Annotated in this window: 18 protein-coding genes; 13 read left to right on the top strand and 5 right to left on the bottom strand. The window is 70.9% G+C overall.

Going from position 1 to position 17,245, the window contains the following annotated elements:
• Positions 1 to 10: 10 nt before the first annotated feature.
• A complete protein-coding gene (gene glgX, locus FB382_RS18525; protein ID WP_220481417.1) occupies positions 11 to 2,200 on the bottom strand; it encodes a glycogen debranching protein GlgX in 2,190 nt (729 codons plus the stop codon).
• Positions 2,201 to 2,357: 157 nt separating this feature from the next.
• On the opposite strand from glgX, the gene FB382_RS18520 reads away from it, so the two are divergent.
• The 9 genes from FB382_RS18520 (at position 2,358) to FB382_RS18480 (ending at position 10,938) form a co-directional block, all read left to right on the top strand.
• Positions 2,358 to 3,809: an MDR family MFS transporter gene (locus tag FB382_RS18520; protein WP_182541135.1), complete on the top strand. Its 1,452-nt coding sequence runs from the start codon at positions 2,358 to 2,360 to the stop codon at positions 3,807 to 3,809.
• 39 nt (positions 3,810 to 3,848) lie between these two features.
• Positions 3,849 to 5,165, top strand: a complete 1,317-nt coding sequence (locus FB382_RS18515; protein WP_182541134.1) for a serpin family protein — start codon at positions 3,849 to 3,851, stop codon at positions 5,163 to 5,165.
• A 53-nt stretch (positions 5,166 to 5,218) separates the two neighbouring features.
• Positions 5,219 to 6,364, top strand: coding sequence for an acyl-CoA dehydrogenase family protein (locus FB382_RS18510; RefSeq protein WP_125036884.1), 1,146 nt, complete (start codon positions 5,219 to 5,221; stop codon positions 6,362 to 6,364).
• Positions 6,365 to 6,429: 65 nt separating this feature from the next.
• The gene (locus FB382_RS18505; protein ID WP_182541133.1) at positions 6,430 to 7,173 is read left to right on the top strand and encodes a VIT1/CCC1 transporter family protein; all 744 of its coding nucleotides are present in this window, start codon (positions 6,430 to 6,432) and stop codon (positions 7,171 to 7,173) included.
• The gene (gene thpR, locus FB382_RS18500; RefSeq protein ID WP_343055664.1) at positions 7,170 to 7,748 is read left to right on the top strand and encodes an RNA 2',3'-cyclic phosphodiesterase; all 579 of its coding nucleotides are present in this window, start codon (positions 7,170 to 7,172) and stop codon (positions 7,746 to 7,748) included. The genes FB382_RS18505 and thpR overlap by 4 nt, the downstream gene beginning before the upstream one ends.
• A gap of 73 nt (positions 7,749 to 7,821) precedes the next feature.
• Positions 7,822 to 8,967, top strand: coding sequence for a Re/Si-specific NAD(P)(+) transhydrogenase subunit alpha (locus FB382_RS18495; RefSeq protein ID WP_182541132.1), 1,146 nt, complete (start codon positions 7,822 to 7,824; stop codon positions 8,965 to 8,967).
• The gene (locus tag FB382_RS18490) at positions 8,964 to 9,290 is read left to right on the top strand and encodes an NAD(P) transhydrogenase subunit alpha part 2 (protein ID WP_182541131.1); all 327 of its coding nucleotides are present in this window, start codon (positions 8,964 to 8,966) and stop codon (positions 9,288 to 9,290) included. The genes FB382_RS18495 and FB382_RS18490 overlap by 4 nt, the downstream gene beginning before the upstream one ends.
• The gene (locus FB382_RS18485) at positions 9,287 to 10,669 is read left to right on the top strand and encodes an NAD(P)(+) transhydrogenase (Re/Si-specific) subunit beta (RefSeq protein ID WP_182541130.1); all 1,383 of its coding nucleotides are present in this window, start codon (positions 9,287 to 9,289) and stop codon (positions 10,667 to 10,669) included. The genes FB382_RS18490 and FB382_RS18485 overlap by 4 nt, the downstream gene beginning before the upstream one ends.
• 98 nt (positions 10,670 to 10,767) lie before the next feature.
• On the top strand, positions 10,768 to 10,938 hold the full coding sequence (locus tag FB382_RS18480; RefSeq protein ID WP_182541129.1) for a hypothetical protein: 171 nt from the start codon (positions 10,768 to 10,770) through the stop codon (positions 10,936 to 10,938).
• A 105-nt stretch (positions 10,939 to 11,043) separates the two neighbouring features.
• On the opposite strand, the gene FB382_RS18475 is transcribed toward FB382_RS18480, so the two are convergent.
• Together FB382_RS18475 and upp are read right to left on the bottom strand one after the other, a co-directional pair.
• On the bottom strand, positions 11,044 to 11,853 hold the full coding sequence (locus FB382_RS18475) for a hypothetical protein (RefSeq protein WP_182541128.1): 810 nt from the start codon (positions 11,851 to 11,853) through the stop codon (positions 11,044 to 11,046).
• 401 nt (positions 11,854 to 12,254) lie between these two features.
• Positions 12,255 to 12,896 carry a uracil phosphoribosyltransferase gene (gene upp / locus FB382_RS18470; RefSeq protein ID WP_182541127.1) on the bottom strand — a complete coding sequence of 214 codons (642 nt, stop codon included), beginning with the start codon at positions 12,894 to 12,896 and terminating at the stop codon, positions 12,255 to 12,257.
• 149 nt (positions 12,897 to 13,045) lie between these two features.
• Between upp and FB382_RS18465 the strand changes: the two genes are divergently transcribed.
• The 4 genes from FB382_RS18465 (at position 13,046) to FB382_RS18450 (ending at position 15,962) form a co-directional block, all read left to right on the top strand.
• Complete coding sequence (locus FB382_RS18465) at positions 13,046 to 13,531, top strand: tRNA adenosine deaminase-associated protein (protein WP_125036879.1); 486 nt, start codon at positions 13,046 to 13,048, stop codon at positions 13,529 to 13,531.
• Positions 13,532 to 13,551: 20 nt separating this feature from the next.
• A complete protein-coding gene (locus FB382_RS18460; RefSeq protein WP_182541623.1) occupies positions 13,552 to 13,989 on the top strand; it encodes a nucleoside deaminase in 438 nt (145 codons plus the stop codon).
• A 10-nt stretch (positions 13,990 to 13,999) separates the two neighbouring features.
• A complete protein-coding gene (locus tag FB382_RS18455) occupies positions 14,000 to 14,596 on the top strand; it encodes a DinB family protein (protein ID WP_182541126.1) in 597 nt (198 codons plus the stop codon).
• Positions 14,597 to 14,696: 100 nt separating this feature from the next.
• Positions 14,697 to 15,962, top strand: a complete 1,266-nt coding sequence (locus tag FB382_RS18450) for a hypothetical protein (protein WP_182541125.1) — start codon at positions 14,697 to 14,699, stop codon at positions 15,960 to 15,962.
• Between the two features lies 1 nt (position 15,963).
• On the opposite strand, the gene FB382_RS18445 is transcribed toward FB382_RS18450, so the two are convergent.
• Positions 15,964 to 16,227 carry an RNA chaperone Hfq gene (locus FB382_RS18445; RefSeq protein ID WP_182541124.1) on the bottom strand — a complete coding sequence of 88 codons (264 nt, stop codon included), beginning with the start codon at positions 16,225 to 16,227 and terminating at the stop codon, positions 15,964 to 15,966.
• 123 nt (positions 16,228 to 16,350) lie between these two features.
• The gene (locus FB382_RS18440; protein ID WP_182541123.1) at positions 16,351 to 17,133 is read right to left on the bottom strand and encodes an alpha/beta fold hydrolase; all 783 of its coding nucleotides are present in this window, start codon (positions 17,131 to 17,133) and stop codon (positions 16,351 to 16,353) included.
• Positions 17,134 to 17,245 lie beyond the last annotated feature (112 nt).

Below are 17,245 nucleotides of genomic sequence, written 5' to 3'. Positions count from 1 at the left end.
TACGTCGCTCTCAGGTCCGGGTGGCCATCGACGCGACCGAGGCCGCGACGGAGTGGTCGGGCGTGGACTCGGGCTCGCCGTGCTCGCGGAGCACCACGAGGCTGCGCGAGTCCATGGTGAGCGTCGTGCCCGCCACGTGGGTGTCCCCGTCGGCCGAGCCTCCGGTGTCGATCACGACGTCCCACGCCGCGGCGTACTCGTCGGGCGGCAGGGTCACCTGGGCCGGGCCGTCGGCGTTGAAGTAGAGCAGGAAGTGGTCGTCGGTGATGGCCCCGCCGCGGGCGTCCTTGCCCTTGATGCCGTGACCGTTGAGGTACATCCCGATCGCCTGCGTGCCGGACTCCCAGTCGCCGTCCTCCATCGGGCGGCCGTCGAGGTGCAGCCAGACGATGTCGTTGAGGCGGTCGCCCTCCTCGCCGACGGCGCGCACGGTGCTGCCGGTGAAGAAGCGCTTGCGGCGGAAGGTCGGGTGCTCCTTGCGCAGCCGCAGCACCGCCGAGGTGAACTCCATCAGCGGCTTGTCGACCTGGTCCCAGTGCACCCAGCTGATCTCGGAGTCCTGGGCGTAGGTGTTGTTGTTGCCCTGCTGCGTGCGGCCCAGCTCGTCGCCGTGCAGGAGCATCGGGACGCCCTGGGAGAGCAGGAGGGTGGCCAGGAAGTTGCGCTGCTCGCGGGCCCGCGCCGCCAGGATCTCCGGGTCGTCGGTCGGTCCCTCGACGCCGTGGTTCCAGGAGCGGTTGTGGCTCTCGCCGTCGTTGCTGTCCTCGCCGTTGGCCTCGTTGTGCTTCTCGTTGTAGGACACGAGGTCGCGCAGCGTGAAGCCGTCGTGGGCGGTCACGAAGTTGATGCTCGCGACCGGGCGACGGCCGCTGTGCTCGTAGAGGTCGGACGACCCGGCGATGCGGGAGGCGAACTCGCCCAGCGACGGCTCGCCGCGCCAGAAGTCGCGCACGGTGTCGCGGTAGGCGCCGTTCCACTCGGTCCACTGCGGCGGGAAGTTGCCGACCTGGTAACCGCCGGGGCCGATGTCCCACGGCTCGGCGATCAGCTTCACCTGGGAGACGACCGGGTCCTGCTGCACGAGCTCGAAGAACGTCGCGAGCCGGTCGACGTCGTAGAACTCCCGCGCCAGCGTGGCCGCGAGGTCGAACCGGAAGCCGTCGACGTGCATCTCGGTGACCCAGTAGCGCAGCGAGTCCATCAGCAGCTGGAGGGAGTGCGGGTGCCGGACGTTGAGGGAGTTTCCGGTGCCGGTGTAGTCGGTGTAGTAGCGGAGGTCGTCCTCCTCCAGCCGGTAGTAGGCGCCGTTGTCGATGCCCTTGAAGCTCAGGGTCGGGCCGAGGTGGTTGCCCTCCGCGGTGTGGTTGTAGACCACGTCGAGGATCACCTCGATGCCGGCGGCGTGCATCGACTTCACCAGCGACTTGAACTCCTGGACCTGCTGGCCCAGCGCCTGCTCGTCCCGCGCGGTCGCGGCGTAGTCGGCGTGGGGCGCGAAGAAGCCGAGGGTGTTGTAGCCCCAGTAGTTGCGCAGCCCCTTGTCCAGCAGCGTGCTGTCCTGGACGAACTGGTGCACCGGCATCAGCTCGATGGCGGTGACGCCGAGCTTGGTCAGGTGCGAGGTGATCGCGGGGTGCGCGAGGCCGGCGTACGTGCCGCGCAGGTCCTCGGGCACGTCCGGGTGCAGCTGGGTCATCCCCTTGACGTGGGCCTCGTAGATGACCGACTCGTTGTAGGGGATGTCGAGGCGGCGGTCGCCCTCCCAGTCGAAGAACGGGTTGATGACCACGCCGAGCGTCATGTGCGCCGCCGAGTCGTCGTCGTTGCGCGAGTCGGGGTCGCCGAAGTCGTAGCCGAACAGCGACTGGTCCCAGTCGATCTCGCCGGCGGTCGCCTTGGCGTAGGGGTCCAGCAGCAGCTTGTTGGGGTTGCAGCGCATCCCGATGCTCGGGTCGTAGGCGCCGTGCACGCGGTAGCCGTAGCGCTGCCCGGGCCGGATCGACGGCAGGTAGCAGTGCCAGACGAACGCGTCGACCTCGGTCAGCTCGATCCGGGTCTCCTTGAGCTTCTTGCCCCGCCCCTTGTCGAACAGGCACAGCTCGACGCGCTCGGCGGCCTCGCTGAAGATCGCGAAGTTGGTGCCACTCCCGTCGAACGTCGCCCCGAGGGGGTACGCCGCTCCGGGCCAGATCTCCACCATGTCGCCTCCACGCGTTCGCCGACCCCCGGTCGTACGACGCGCCGAGCGGCGGTCGCATTCTCTCGGTACCCGGTGATTGGAACGATCAAACCATACGCTGGAGTGGGCTGAGCCACCCTCGGGGAATGCCCTGCGCGGAGGCCCGGTTGGGCCGGGCATGACCGCCTCGGAGGAGCAGACCGCCATCACCCGCGCCAGCGTCGGCCTGCGCAGCGAGCGTGGCCCGGTGCTGCTGGCGGTGATGCTGAGCATCGGCCTGGTCGCGATCGACTCCACGATCCTGGCCACCGCCGTGCCCGCGGTCGTCGGCGACCTCGGCGGCTTCACGCAGTTCCCGTGGCTGTTCTCCGTCTACCTGCTGACCCAGGCCGTCGCGGTGCCCGTCTACGGCAAGGTCGCTGATCTCTTCGGCCGCAAGCCGGTGATGCTGCTGGGCATCGGGCTGTTCGTGGTCGGCTCGCTGCTGTGCGGCGTGGCCTGGGGGATGGGCTCGCTGATCGCCTTCCGCGCGATCCAGGGGCTCGGCGCCGGTGCGGTGCAGCCGATGGGCATGACCATCGTGGGCGACATCTACTCGATGGCCGAGCGCGCCAAGGTGCAGGGCTACATCGCCAGCGTGTGGGCCACGGCCTCGGTCGTCGGCCCGACCCTCGGCGGCGTCTTCTCCGACTACCTCACCTGGCGCTGGATCTTCTTCGTGAACCTGCCGATCGGGCTGGCCGCCGCCTGGATGATCGTCCGCCGCTTCGACGAGCAGGTCGAGCGGCGCCCCCACCGCATCGACTACGCCGGCTCGGCGCTGCTCTCGGTCGGCGGCGTGCTGCTCCTGCTCGGCCTGCTCGAGGGCGGCGTCCGCTGGGCCTGGACGTCCCCGGCCAGCCTGGCCGTGCTCGGGGCGGCGGTCGTCCTGCTCGTGGGCTTCGCGCTCGTCGAGCGCCGCGCCGCGGAGCCGGTGCTGCCGCCGTGGATCTTCCGCAACCGCGTCCTCAACGCGTCGTCGGCCGGGTCGCTGGTGGTGGGCGTGCTGATGCTCGGGCTCACGTCGTACGTCCCCCTCTATGCCCAGACCGTGCTCCACCACGACGCCGTCACCGCCGGCCTCGCCCTCGCCGCGATGACCATCGGCTGGCCGATCGCCGCGACCACCTCGGGCCGCTTCTACCTCTCCGTCGGCTTCCGGGCGACGGCGCTGATGGGGGCCGCCTTCGCGGTCGCCGGCGCGGCGCTGCTGCTGACGGTCGACCCCGGCAGCTCGCTCGTGCACCTCGCGGCGCCGTGCTTCCTGATGGGGATCGGGTTCGGGTACGTCGCGAGCCCGGCCGTCGTGGCCGCCCAGTCGGCGGTGACCTGGAAGGACCGCGGCGTGGCCACGGCCGCCAACATGTTCGCCCGCTCGGTCGGCAGCGCGCTCGGCGTGGCCGCCTTCGGTGCGATCGCCAACGGCGTCGTCGCGGCCCGGGTCGCCGGCAAGGTCCCCGACCTCGAGCGGCTGCCCGCCTCGACGCTCGACCCGGCGATCCACGCGGTGTTCGTCGCCTCGGCGGTCTTCGCCCTGCTGCTCGTGGCCGTCGCGGTCGCGATGCCGCGCCGGGTCGAGCCCGCCACCTGACGACGGGAACCACCGTGGCGGCCGGTCCGTCCGACCGCTGTGGACCTGACTCGCCGCGACACCCTGCGCCTGGCCGTGCTGCTGGGCGCCCTTGTCCCGCTCGCCGCCTGTGACACCCGGGAGCCGTCGGTGCCGCCGACCCAGGGCCCGCTGCGGCTCGAGCTCGCCAGCTCCGGGCTGCGCCGCTCGCCGGGTGACCCCGAGGCCGCGCCCGCGGCCGCGGCCTCGGTCCACGCCCTCGCTGCCGGGCTGTACGGCGCCCTGGTCGCCGAGCCCGGCAACGTCGCCTTCAGCCCCTACTCGGTGGCCGTGGCCCTGACCATGACCGCCAACGGCGCCCACGGCCGGACGGCGCGCGAGATGCTGGACGTGCTGGGCGCCGCCGACCTCACCGGTCTGGACGAGGGCCTGGACGCGCTGACCCAGCAGGTCGAGGCGCTGGCCGGTCCGGTCGACGACGGCAGCGAGGACCCGCCCGAGATCGAGCTGTCTGCGGCGAACGCGGTCTTCGGCCAGCGCGACGTGCGGTGGGAGGACGACTTCCTCGACGCGCTCGCGCGGTGGTTCGGCACCGGGATGCGGGTGGTCGACTACCAGCGCGACGTCGAGGGGGTGCGGCGGCTCATCAACGCGTGGGCCTCCGACCAGACCCACGAGCGGATCCCCGAGATCATCCCCGCCGGCGTCCTCGACCCGCTCACCCGGCTCGTGCTCGTCAACGCGCTCTACCTCAAGGCGCCGTGGGCCGAGCCGTTCATCGAGGAGCAGACCAAGGACCTGGCCTTCGGTCTCCCCGACGGCACCACGGTCGGGGTGCCGACCATGACCGCTGTGCTGGCCTCGACCGCGCTGGGCAGCGGTGATGGCTGGCAGGCCGTGCGGATCCCGTACGCCGGGGGTGGGCTCGCCATGACGGTCGTGCTGCCTGACCGTGGGCGCCGCGCCGACGTGCTCGCCCTGGTCGCTGGGGGCGGACTCCCGGACATCCTCGGGTCGGTCCGGCACACGCCGGTCGAGCTGTTCCTGCCACGCTGGACCTTCCGCTCGACCAGCCCGCTGACGGACGTGCTGCCCGGTCTCGGCATGCCAACCGCGTTCGACCCCGACCACGCCGACTTCTCCGGCATGACCCGGGACGCGCGGCTCTACATCTCGGCCGTGCTCCACGAGGCGTTCGTCGCCGTCGACGAGGACGGCACCGAGGCGGCGGCCGCGACCGCGGTGGTGATGAGCGAGACCTCGGCGATGCTCCCGGACGCGCAGGTCTACGTGGACCGGCCCTTCGTCTTCGTCATCCACGACGTCGTGCACGGCACGCCGCTCTTCCTCGGACGGGTCGACGACCCGCGCGCGTGAGACGGGCCACGACGCCTGTTCGGCTCCGGTTACCCGGCAGTAGGATCGCGGCCATGAAGCGCGAGATCTACGACGAGGACCACGAGGCCTTCCGCAGCTCCGTCAAGGAGTTCCTGGACCGCGAGGTCGTGCCGCACCTCGAGGAGTACGAGCAGAACCACGGCCTGAGCCGCGACTTCTGGCTCGCCGCGGGCGCCCAGGGCTTCCTGGGCCTGGAGATCCCCGAGGAGTTCGGCGGGTCCGAGGCGGGCGACTACCGCTTCAACGCGGTGCTCACCGAGGAGCTGGCCAAGGTCAACATGACCCTGCCGAGCTGCGTGGGCATCCACGCCGACATCGTGGCGCCGTACCTCGTGCACCTGACCACCGACGAGCAGAAGAAGCGCTGGCTGCCGAAGTTCTGCAGCGGCGAGCTGCTCACCGGCATCGGCATGACCGAGCCCGGCGGCGGCTCCGACCTCGCCAACCTCAAGACCACCGCCGTCCGCGACGGCGACGACTGGGTCATCAACGGCTCCAAGACCTTCATCACCAACGGCGGCAGCGCCGACCTGATCGTGGTCGCCGCGCGGACCTCGCCGGAGAAGAAGGCCAAGGGCATCTCGCTCTTCGGCGTCGAGACCGACAAGGCCGGCTTCTCGGTCGGACGCGTGCTCGACAAGGTCGGCCAGGACGAGTCCGACACCGCCGAGCTGGCCTTCGAGGACGTCCGGGTCAGCAACGACGACCTGATCGGCGAGCTCGACACCGGCTTCATCTCGATGATGCAGTTCCTGCCGCAGGAGCGCCTCGGCTCGGCGATCACCAACCTCGCCCACGCCGCGCAGATCCTCGAGGAGACCATCCAGTACGCCAAGGACCGCAAGGCCTTCGGCCAGGCGATCGGCAACTTCCAGCACAACCAGTTCCTGCTGGCCGAGCTGGTCACCCAGATCGAGGTCACCCAGGCGTTCGTCGACCTCTGCATCATGAAGCACACCCGCGGCGAGCTCACGCCCGTCGACGCCGCCAAGGCCAAGTGGTGGACCTCGCAGGTGCAGAACGACGTGCTCGACCACTGCGTCCAGCTGCACGGCGGCTACGGCTTCATGAACGAGTACCGCGTCGCCCGCGCCTGGCGTGACGCTCGCGTCACGAAGATCTGGGCCGGGTCGAACGAGATCATGAAGATGCTGATCGGGCGCGACCTCGGACTGTGACGCAGGCCGGTGAGCCCAGCCTTCCCTTGCTTGCGGGGGACCGACACGGATCCGAGGATCTACCCATGACGACGGACACCGGCGACCTGCCCGACCTCGAGGTCGGCCCGCACGACGACGAGCCCCACGAGAGTGGCATCGGCAACCGCCTCAACTGGCTGCGGGCCGGCGTGCTCGGCGCCAACGACGGCATCGTGTCGACGGCCGGCATCGTCATGGGCGTGGCCGGGGCGACCAGCGACACCAACGCGATCCTGGTCGCCGGCGTGGCCGGCCTCTCGGCCGGCGCCCTGTCGATGGCGGCCGGCGAGTACGTCTCGGTCAGCACCCAGAGCGACTCGGAGAAGGCGCTGCTGGACAAGGAGCGTCGCGAGCTCGTCGAGGAGCCCGAGGAGGAGCTCGCCGAGCTGGCCGACATCTACGTCCAGAAAGGGCTCTCGGAGGAGCTCGCCATGCAGGTCGCGGTCGAGCTCACGGAGCACGACGCCCTGCGGGCGCACGCCGAGGCCGAGCTCGGCATCGACCCCGACGACCTCACCAACCCCTGGCACGCGGCCTGGGCCTCGATGCTGGCCTTCACGGTCGGCGCCCTGCTGCCGCTGCTGACGATCACGCTCTTCCCGGACGGCTCGCGGGTGCCGGTGACGGTCGTCGCCGTGCTCATCGCCCTTGGCATCGCCGGCTGGATCAGCGCCAAGATGGGCTACGGGCCCTGGAGCCGCGCCGTGGTGCGCAACGTCGGCGGCGGTGCCTTCGCGATGGCCGTGACCTACGCGATCGGAGCGCTGCTCGGCACCCACGTGGGGTGACCCCCGCGATGAGGATGTTCGTGGCGCTGGTGCCGCCGGCCGAGGCGGTCGAGCACCTCGACGACTTCCTCGAGCCCCGGCGGGCCGCGGCCGACTTCCGGTGGGCCGCGCCCGAGCAGGTCCACGTGACGCTCGCGTTCCTGGCGCAGGTCGCCGACCGCCATCTCGACGAGCTGGTCGAGCGGCTGGGGCGCGCGGCGGGGCGCCGTACGCCGTTCGACGTGCGGATCGCCGGCGGTGGCGCCTTCCCCAACGTCGCGCGGGCCCGCGTCGTGTGGGCCGGGCTGGACCTCGACGAGCACGGGCGGACCGAGCTGGACCGGCTCGCGACCGGAGCCCGGGCCGCGGCGTCGCGGACCGGGATCGCGGTCGACGGGCAGCGGTTCCGTGCGCACCTGACCCTCGCCCGGTTGGGCCGACCGGCGGAGGTGTCGAGCTGGGTGCGGCTGCTGGACGGCTACGCGGGGCCGGTCTGGAGGGCCGAGCGGGTAGCACTCATCGCCTCGCATCTCGGCGAGGGACCACGCGGCCGGCCGCGCCACGAGGTGGTCGAGGAGCTCCCGATCGGCCGCTGACTGTTGGATCCGTCACGACCACATCGGGTGAGATGCCTGTTCGGCATCCGGAATCTGGCCTAGGTTGCGACGCGTGAAGATCGCTGTAGCCAGGGAGACCCGTGACGGTGAGTCACGTGTCGCGATGGTGCCCGAGCTGGTCGGCAAGCTGACCGAGCTCGGGTACGACGTGGCCGTGGAGCCCGGAGCCGGACAGCCCGCCCTCATCGCCGACGACGACTACGAGCAGGCCGGCGCCACCGTCGAGGAGGGCGCGCTGCACGGCGCGGACCTCGTCGTGTCGGTGCAGCCGCTGAGCACCGCGACGATCCGGACGCTGCCCGCGGGCACCGCCACGATCTCGTTCCTGCCGACCAACCAGGAGCCGGACACCGTGCGCGACCTGCGCGACTGCGGGGTCACGGCGTTCGCGATGGAGCTGGTGCCGCGGATCTCGCGGGCGCAGTCGATGGACGCGCTGTCCTCGCAGGCGCTCGTCGCGGGCTACCGCTGCGCGATCGTGGCGGCCGGGATGCTGCGGCGCTTCTTCCCCCTCAACATGACCGCGGCGGGCACCGTCCCGCCGGCGGAGATCGTCGTGCTCGGCGCCGGTGTCGCGGGCCTGCAGGCGATCGCGACGGCCAAGCGGCTCGGCGCGGTGGTCTCGGCGTACGACGTCCGCGCTGCAGCCGCCGAGGAGATCCGGTCGATGGGCGCCAAGGCCATCGAGCTGGAGCTGGAGACGCTCGAGGGCGCCGGCGGCTACGCCCGGGAGATGACCGAGGACCGGGCGGCGCGGCAGCGCGAGCTGCTCACGCCGTACATCGCCAACGCCGACGCGCTCATCACGACCGCCGCAGTGCCCGGCCGGCAGGCTCCGATGCTGGTGACCGGGGAGATGGTCGAGCAGATGAAGCCCGGCTCCGTGGTCGTCGACCTCGCGGCCGAGACCGGCGGCAACGTCGAGGGCTCGGTGCCCGGTGAGGTGGTGCGGATCGGCAACGCGCAGGTGTGGGGCGGACGCAACGTGCCCAGCCAGATGCCCGGGCCGGCCTCGAGGCTCTACGCCCAGAACGTCGTCAACCTGGTCACGCTGATGACGCGGACCGCCTCGGAGGAGCAGGACCCGGCGTTCGCGCCCGACTTCGAGGACGAGATCGTCGCGGGGTCGTGCGTGACCCACGACGGCACGATCCGCCACGAACCCACCCGCATCGCCCTCGAGGGGGAGTCCGCATGAGCGAGGCCGTCGTCTGGCTGACGATCTTCGTCCTGTCCGTCTTCGTCGGCATCGAGGTGATCTCCAAGGTCTCCTCGACGCTGCACACGCCGCTGATGTCCGGCGCCAACGCGATCCACGGGATCATCCTGCTCGGCGCGATCCTGGTCACCGGCACGACCGACAACAATGTCGCTCTCGTCGTCGGCCTGGTCGCGATCGTGCTCGCCGCGGTCAACATGGTCGGCGGCTTCGTGGTCACCGACCGGATGCTGCAGATGTTCACGCGGAAGAAGCCCAAGGCTGCTGCCGCTCCCGCCTCCAGCGACGGGGGTGCCGCATGACGCCGACCTGGGTCCAGCTGACCTACCTCGCCTGTGCGGTCTGCTTCATCCTCGCGCTCAAGGGGCTGTCCGGGCCGAAGACCGCCCGGATCGGCAACATCATCGGCGCGGTCGCGGCCGTCGTCGCGGTGATCATCCCGTTCCTCTACCTCGACCTGAAGCACGTGCCGCTGATCCTGGTGGCGATCGCGATCGGCACCGCCGGCGGTGTGCTCGGCGCGCAGCGCGTGCAGATGACCCAGATGCCGCAGATGGTGGCGCTGTTCAACGGCGTCGGCGGTGGCGCGGCCGCGCTGGTGGCGCTGCTGGAGCTGCGCGAGCTGGTGCCGGTGCAGGACTCGGTGAACTGGTTCGTGATCGTGGCGACCGCCTTCACGATCGCGGTCGGCTCGATCTCGTTCGCCGGCTCGATCGTCACCTTCGCCAAGCTCCAGGAGCTGATGACGTCGCGGCCCGTGGTCTTCCCCGGCCTGCGCTACGTCTTCCCGATAGCGCTGGCCACCACGCTGGTGCTCTCGGTGCGCCTCGTCATCGAGTCGCACGTCTGGCTCGGTGTCGTGCTGTGCCTCGTCGGTCTGCTGATCGGGCTCCTGCTCGTGCTGCCCGTCGGCGGCGCCGACGTACCGATCGTGATCTCGCTGCTCAACGCCTTCACCGGCCTCACGGTGGCGGCCGGTGGCTACGTGCTGTCCAACGTCGTGCTCCTCGTGGCCGGCACGCTCGTCGGTGCCTCGGGTACGTTCCTGACCCTGCTGATGGCCAAGGCCATGGGCCGCTCGGTCGCCAACATCCTCTTCGGAGCCCTCAAGGGCGGCTCGACCCTCGGCGCCGGCGTGGCCTCGGACCGTCCGGTCAAGTCGGCCGGGCCCGAGGACGTCGCGATCCTGCTGGGGTACGCCGACCGCGTGATCATCGTGCCCGGCTACGGCCTGGCCGTCGCGCAGGCCCAGCACACGCTGCGCGAGCTCGTCGACGTGCTGATCGCGCGCGGCACCAAGGTCGACTACGCCATCCACCCCGTCGCCGGCCGGATGCCCGGGCACATGAACGTGCTCCTCGCCGAGGCGCAGGTGCCCTACGAGCAGCTGATCGAGATGGACCACATCAACGGCGAGTTCAAGCACACCGACGTGGTCCTCGTCGTCGGCGCGAACGACGTGGTCAACCCGGCGGCCAAGACGACGCCCGGCGCGCCGATCTACGGCATGCCGATCCTCAACGCCGACGAGGCGCAGCAGATCGTCTTCATGAAGCGGTCGATGCGGCCGGGCTTCGCCGGCATCGAGAACGAGCTGCTCTTCGACCCGAAGACCACGCTGCTGTTCGGTGACGCCAAGGACTCGCTCGGCAAGCTGCTGAACTCCGTCAAGGCCCTCTGAGCCGGGTGCGGTTGGTTGCCGTTGGTGACCAAACGGCAACCAACCGCCCCGAAAACGTGCCGTTGGTGACCAAACGGCAGGTCGGGCGTTGACAGGGCATGACTGACGACGACGACCTGCGGCCGGGCCCGGACGGGCACCGGTACGACGCCCCCGAGTCCGACGAGACCCGGATCAACAAGGAGTGGGCCTACGCCGCGCTCGGCCTGCTCGTCCTGGTCATCCTGCTGCTCGTCGCGACCGGGACGGTCCAGGTCTTCCCGGGCTGACCGGGGTGGGTCGGGATCACCGGTTAACCGGTGATCCCTCCCGGCTGAGTGCGCAGGATCATCAGGCAGCGCGCGGTCATGATGATCGTGCGCACTCGGGCGGGGTCACCATCGCGCGGTCGCCCGGGCTTCGGCGCTCAGGTCCGCGACATCGAGTCGATCGTCGAGGGAGATCGGCATCGGCCAGCCGGGAGGCGGCATGAGCGTCCAGGACGCATCGTCGCGGCACACGCGTCCCAGGCCGCGCTCACGCGCGTCGACGAAGCGGGCGCCCAGTCGGGCCCGGTCACGCAGATCCGGTTCGAGGACGGTGACGTACTCGAGCCCATGGACCCTCATCAGCTCCTCTCGCCCCACGTCATGGTGTCGGGCGACGGTCGACCTGTGGTCCGACCCGTCGAAATCCACGACCGTCCCCGACTCCGGGTCGAACAGGTCCGGGACCCCGAGCAGCTCGCCATGAAGGGAGAACACGGGCTGGTTGCACAGCGGCGGCGACAACCCGGCGACGATGACCCATACGAGTCGGGTCAGGGTCTCGCGGGCAGACGCGCTGTGCTCGTCGGCGAGGGCCAACATGTCCAGCACGAGCTGCCGGTTCCGACGTCTGGGCCGGCTCGCGACGTACCGCCGCATCCGGGCCAGCGAGGTCAGTGCGGCCGCCATTGCCATGTCCGCCGCGACCACGCCTTCCCACAGGTCGAGGCCGCACATCTCATCGAGCAGGGCGCGCTCGGGCGAGGTGACCCAGACTCCGTGCGCGAGGATGCGCTCGGTGGGTGGAACGGGCTCGCGGAGGGCCCGCACGGCCTCGGACGGGCGCAGCTGGCGGTCCGGGCTCGCGAGCAGCAGGGGGCGCGGCGTGCGCCCGTCGAGGCCGTAGCCGTCGAAGTACGCCGCGCCCTGCAGCCGCAAGCTCGCCCACCCGGTCACGGCGCCGCTCGGCCCGAGCCGCGCCGACTGCTCGATGGCCCGCTGCTCGGGGACGGTGGAGTCCACACCGGCCGGGACGTAGAGGCCCTTGCTCGTCTGACGCCATCGCCCGCGCTGCGACTGACCGCGCGTCGGACCGGTGCGGCCGGTCGAGTCCAGCGGGACGGGTCGGACGAGGCGAGGGGGCGGGTCGCATCGAGGGCGCCAAGGGCTCATGGCTGATCCATGCCCGTGGCGCGCCGTGATGGCACCCGCGGGCGGATTGCCTGTGGACAAAGGGAGGGATCACCGGTTAACCGGTGATCCCTCCCGGGTGCGTGCGCAGGATCATCACGTCCCAGCGGGAAATGATGATCGTGCGCACGCAGAAGCGTGGGGCAGCCTCAGCCGGCGACGCCGTACAACCGGTCACCGGCGTCGCCGAGACCGGGCACGATGTAGCCCTTGTCGTTGAGCTTCTCGTCCATGGCGGCGGTCACGACGGTGACGGGCACGTCGAGCCCCTCCAGGTCGGCCTCGAGGCGGGCGCAGCCCGCGGGGGCGGCGAGCAGGCAGATCGCGGTGATGTGGTCGGCGCCCCGGTCGGTGAGGAACTTGATCGCCGCGGCGAGGGTGCCGCCGGTGGCCAGCATCGGGTCGAGGACGTAGCACTGGCGGCCGGACAGGTCGTCGGGCAGGCGCTCGGCGTACGTCGACGCCTCCAGCGTCTCCTCGTTGCGCACCATGCCGAGGAAGCCCACCTCGGCGGTCGGCAGCAGCCGCATCATCCCGTCGAGCATGCCCAGGCCGGCGCGCAGGATCGGCACGACCAGCGGCTTGGGCGTCGCCAGCTTCACGCCGGTGGTCGGGGCGACGGGGGTGTTGATCTGCGACGGCTCGACGCGCACGTCGCGGGTCGCCTCGTAGGCCAGCAGCGTCACCAGCTCGTCGGCGAGGCGACGGAACGTCGGCGAGTCGGTGTTCTCGTCACGCAGGGCGGTGAGCTTGTGGGCCACGAGGGGGTGGTCGACGACGTGGGTGCGCATGGGCGAAACCCTAGTCGAGTCCGCCCCGACCCCGGACGCCAGCAGTCCCGTTGCACCAGCCCGAAAGGGGCTTGGCCGCACGGATACGTTCTGACAGTCTGGAGACGTCCCCAACCCGAGGACACCAGTGCAGAGGGCGGAGGAGTGACATGTCCGACAGCATCGACGGAGTTGACTTCGCTCTCGCGGCCTACCGCGAGGAAGGCGTCTGGACGGTCCAGGAGCTCGCGCACGACGTGCTCGGCGACATCGACACGCTCTCCCACGCGCTGCGCCGGTTCCCCGGCGACGGCGGCGCGGTCGGGATGGTCGCCATCGACGAGGACTTCTTCCTGATCGTCCGGGTGGCCGGGTCCAGCACCCGCGTCCTGCTCTCCGACATCACCGCCGCCGACGAGTGGGAGCTCGCCGCGTCGGCGATCGCCTTCCTGGGCCTCCCCGAGCCGGAGGACGAGGACGACCAGGTCCCCGCCGGCGACCTCGACCTCCTCGGCGACCTCGGCATGCACGCCATGGACCTCGGCGTGCTGCTCGACGACTTCGACCTCTACCCCGACGAGATGCTCTCCGACGTGGCCCGGCGCCTCGGCTTCGGCGAGCTCTTCGACGACGCGGTCGGCCTCACCAACGCGTGACTGGTCCCTGGCGCGAGCCGATGCTCGCCGCCCTCGACGAGGCGCGCGCCGCCCTCGCCACCGGTGACGTCCCGATCGGCGCCGTCGTCCTCGACCCCACCGGCACGGTCATCGGCACCGGCCGCAACGTCCGCGAGGCCGACGCCGACCCCACCGGCCACGCCGAGGTCGTCGCCCTGCGGGCTGCGGCGAAGGCTCGCGGCGAGTGGCGCCTCGAGGGCTGCACGCTCGTCGTGACCCTCGAGCCCTGCACGATGTGCGCCGGCGCCGCCGTCCTCGCCCGCGTCGAGCGCGTCGTCTTCGGGGCGTACGACGAGAAGGCCGGTGCCGTCGGCAGCCTCTGGGACGTCGTCCGCGACCGTCGGCTCAACCACCGGCCCGAGGTGGTCTCCGGGGTGCTCGCCGACGAGTCGGCCGCCCTGCTGGACGGCTTCTTCCGCGACCAGCGGATGTCGTGAGAGGGCGCGGATGGACACCCCGGACCTGAAGTCCGACCTCATCGGTCATCTCGATCGACTCAACGAGGCTGTGCTCCACAAGCTCGACGGCCTCACGGAGTACGACCTGCGCCGACCCATGACACCCACCTCGACCAACCTGCTCGGGGTGACGCTCCACCTGGCCAGCCTGCAGGCGGAGTACTTCGGGACGACGTTCGGCCGTCCCTTCCCGCGTGAGGGCGAGCTCTACTTCCTCACCGACGACGACGCCGACCCTCAGGACGACCTGTGGGTCCGCCCGGAGTCGACGTCGGCCTGGGTGATCGACCTCTACCGCGCGAGCTGGGAGCACGCGCAGGAGACGTTCGCGCCGCTCGCCCTGGACGCTCCGGGCCGGATCCCCACGAGCCGCCACGCCGAGGTCACGCTCGGCGGGATGCTGGTGCACATGGTCGACGAGACCGCCCGCCATGCCGGGCACATGGACGTCGTACGCGAGCTGATCGATGGTGCCGTCGGCAGGTACGCCGGCGACGGCAACATCATCGACGGCTATGACTGGGCGGCCCACCGCGATCGCGTGGAAGCCGGGGCGCGGGACGCCCAGGAGCGCGCCGGGTCCTGAGGCCCCGGCCGCCGCGTAACGTCACGCCACACAGGGGTGGCCGGGTTGGCCGTCCGCAACACCGTGCTACCTGCTCGGGACGCAACACAAGGAGCCCACGTTGGACAACGAAATCGAGCTGATCAGTGACGGCGATGGCCTGGCCGTCATCGGAGAGTCCTCAGCCGTCGAACGTTTCCTCGAAACGCTGGGCCTGCCGTCGAAGGACCTCGGACTGCCGCGACTCAGCAGGCTCCTGAACCTCGGGTCGGCCGGCCTCCAAGGGGCCTCGGCCCACGCGGCGGCTTCCGCCCAGGTCGCCGACTCCGCCCGTTGGGTCCGGCTGACCGAGGAGTCCGCGCGCAAGATCAAGGAGCTCGGGGGGCTGACCCCGACCAAGACGCCCGGCGTCAGCCACGCCATGATCGGCAAGCCCGGCGCCAGCAAGTCGTGGATCCAGCTCGACAAGGGGCCCGGCCAGCTCCCGGCCAACCCCAAGCTGCTCGCCGGTGCGCCGGCGCTGATGGCCCAGCTCGCGATGCAGCAGGCCATGGACGAGATCACGGACTACCTGGCCGTCATCGATGCCAAGCTCGACGAGGTCCTTCGCGCGCAGCGGGACTCCGTCCTCGCGCAGATGATCGGCGTCGGGCTCCAGATCGAGGAGGCCATGGCGATCCGTGAGCACGTCGGTCGCGTCAACGAGGTCACCTGGTCCAAGGTCCAGGCCTCGACGGGCACGATCGCGGACACCCAGGCCTACGCCCTGCTCCAGCTGGACGCGCTCGCCGAGAAGCTCGAGCGGAGGTCGACGATCGCCGACCTGATGAAGACGGCCAACGATGCCGAGGCCAAGACACGAGAGTGGCTCGCCGTGCTCGCGCGCTGCTTCCAGCTCCAGGAGGGCATCGGCATCCTCGAGCTCGACCGCGTCCTCGAGACGGCGCCCGAGGACCTCGAGGGGCACCGCCTGGGCCTCCGGGCCGCCCGCCAGGACCGCCTCGACACCATCTCGCGGAGCACCGAGCAGCTCGTCGGCCGGATCCAGGCGGCGGCCGCGAGGGCCAACTCCCGGGTCCTCTTCAACCCGATCCAGTCCCCGGCCGTCGTCCAGGCGAGCACCAGCGTCACCACGTCCGTGGGTGACTTCAACGAGCGACTCGGCATCAGCGCCGCTCGGGACTCCGTGGAGACGCGGCGGTGGGCCGCTGCCGCAGCAGAGGTCCGCGACCGGGCGCGGACCAAGGGAGCCGACGCCGTGGGCGCCGGCAAGCGCCTCGGCAGCCAGGCCCGTGAGCGGGCCGCCAACACGTCGGGCAAGGTCGCCAACCGGGTTAGCGAACTCACTCGCCGTCGCCAAGGGTCCGACGACGAAGCGTCAGGCTGAGTCAGGCAGGCCCAGGCATCGGGTGCGCCCCGACGGTGATCTCCTCGCGCTGCGGGACGCGCTCGGCGATGGTCACCGCCGAGACCGCCTCCATGCGGACCACGGCGTGCCGGTCGCCGTTCGAGGCGAGGACGACCCCGAACCCGTCGACCGCAGCGACGACGCCCTTGATCCAGTGGCCGTCCACGAGGAGCTCCACCTCGAGCCCGTTGTCGTGGGCGCGGTTGAGCACGGTACCGATCGTGTAGAGCGTCGAGATGCCCATGGTGACCCCCTCCCAGTCGGTTCCCTTGCCCCCCGAACCGATGACCCGCCACCGTCCTTTCAGGTTAGAGCCAAGGCGGACGCTGGGTGACGGAAATCGGACCATCCGATCCGGCCGGCTGGATCAGCGCGTCGCCGCCACCGCCGCGGCTATCACCTCGGCGCACTGCTGCGGCGCCTCGTCGGGGAGCAGGAAGACCGAGCCGGGGAGGGTCACGATGGTGACGTGGGCCGCCGCCTCGAGGGTGGCGCGCTCGGCGTCCGAGAGGTCACCGTCCCCCTTCTCGGCGTGCATCACCCAGACCGGCTGGCCCGTGGCGACCAGCTCGGCGGCGAAGTCCCGCTCCTGCGCCACGTAGTCGAGGTACGCCGCGCTCACCTTGACCGCGTCGCGCGCCTTGTTCTGCTTGAGGTCGGCGATCAGCTCCCGCTTGTGCGGCTCCCGGATCTTGGCGGACCTCACCATCACGGGCAGGAGGGTGAGCAGGGTGCCCATCGGCCAGCTCCCCACCTTCTGCGACAGCCGGACCACCTTCACGAAGAAGCCGGCCTCGTCCTCGGTGGTCATGCTGATGCCGAGCAGCACTGCCGGCCCGTGGAAGTGACCAGACAGGAGCATCTCCAGGGCCACAGAGGCTCCGTGGGAGAAGCCCACCACCACGTCGCAGTCGTGCTCCTTGGCGAGCTCCCCGGCCCGACGGGCGAGCCCGGGCACGGTCAGGTCGCCAGTCAGCGGAGCGCCGGCCATGCCGGGCAGCGTCGTGGCGACCATGCGTACGCCGGCCAGCGCCGGCTCGGCCATGACGAGATCGAACGAGCGGGCCGCGTTCGCCCCGCCCGGCAACAACAGCACCGATCGGTCGGCATCGACTGGCCCCGAGGTCAGCAGCTCCCAGGCACCCCTCATCTCAGACCTCCGCAACGACGTCCTACTTGTTGACGGTAGACCTCGTCAGAACGCCTGAGAAGACGCACGAAGGGCCCCGACCGCAGAAGCGGTCGAGGCCCTCCGTGGATGG

This window comes from Nocardioides ginsengisegetis (assembly GCF_014138045.1).
GTDB lineage: Bacteria > Actinomycetota > Actinomycetes > Propionibacteriales > Nocardioidaceae > Nocardioides > Nocardioides ginsengisegetis.
The sequence above is the reverse complement of the archived record's forward strand: the minus strand, read 5'-3'. Positions and strand labels throughout refer to the sequence as shown.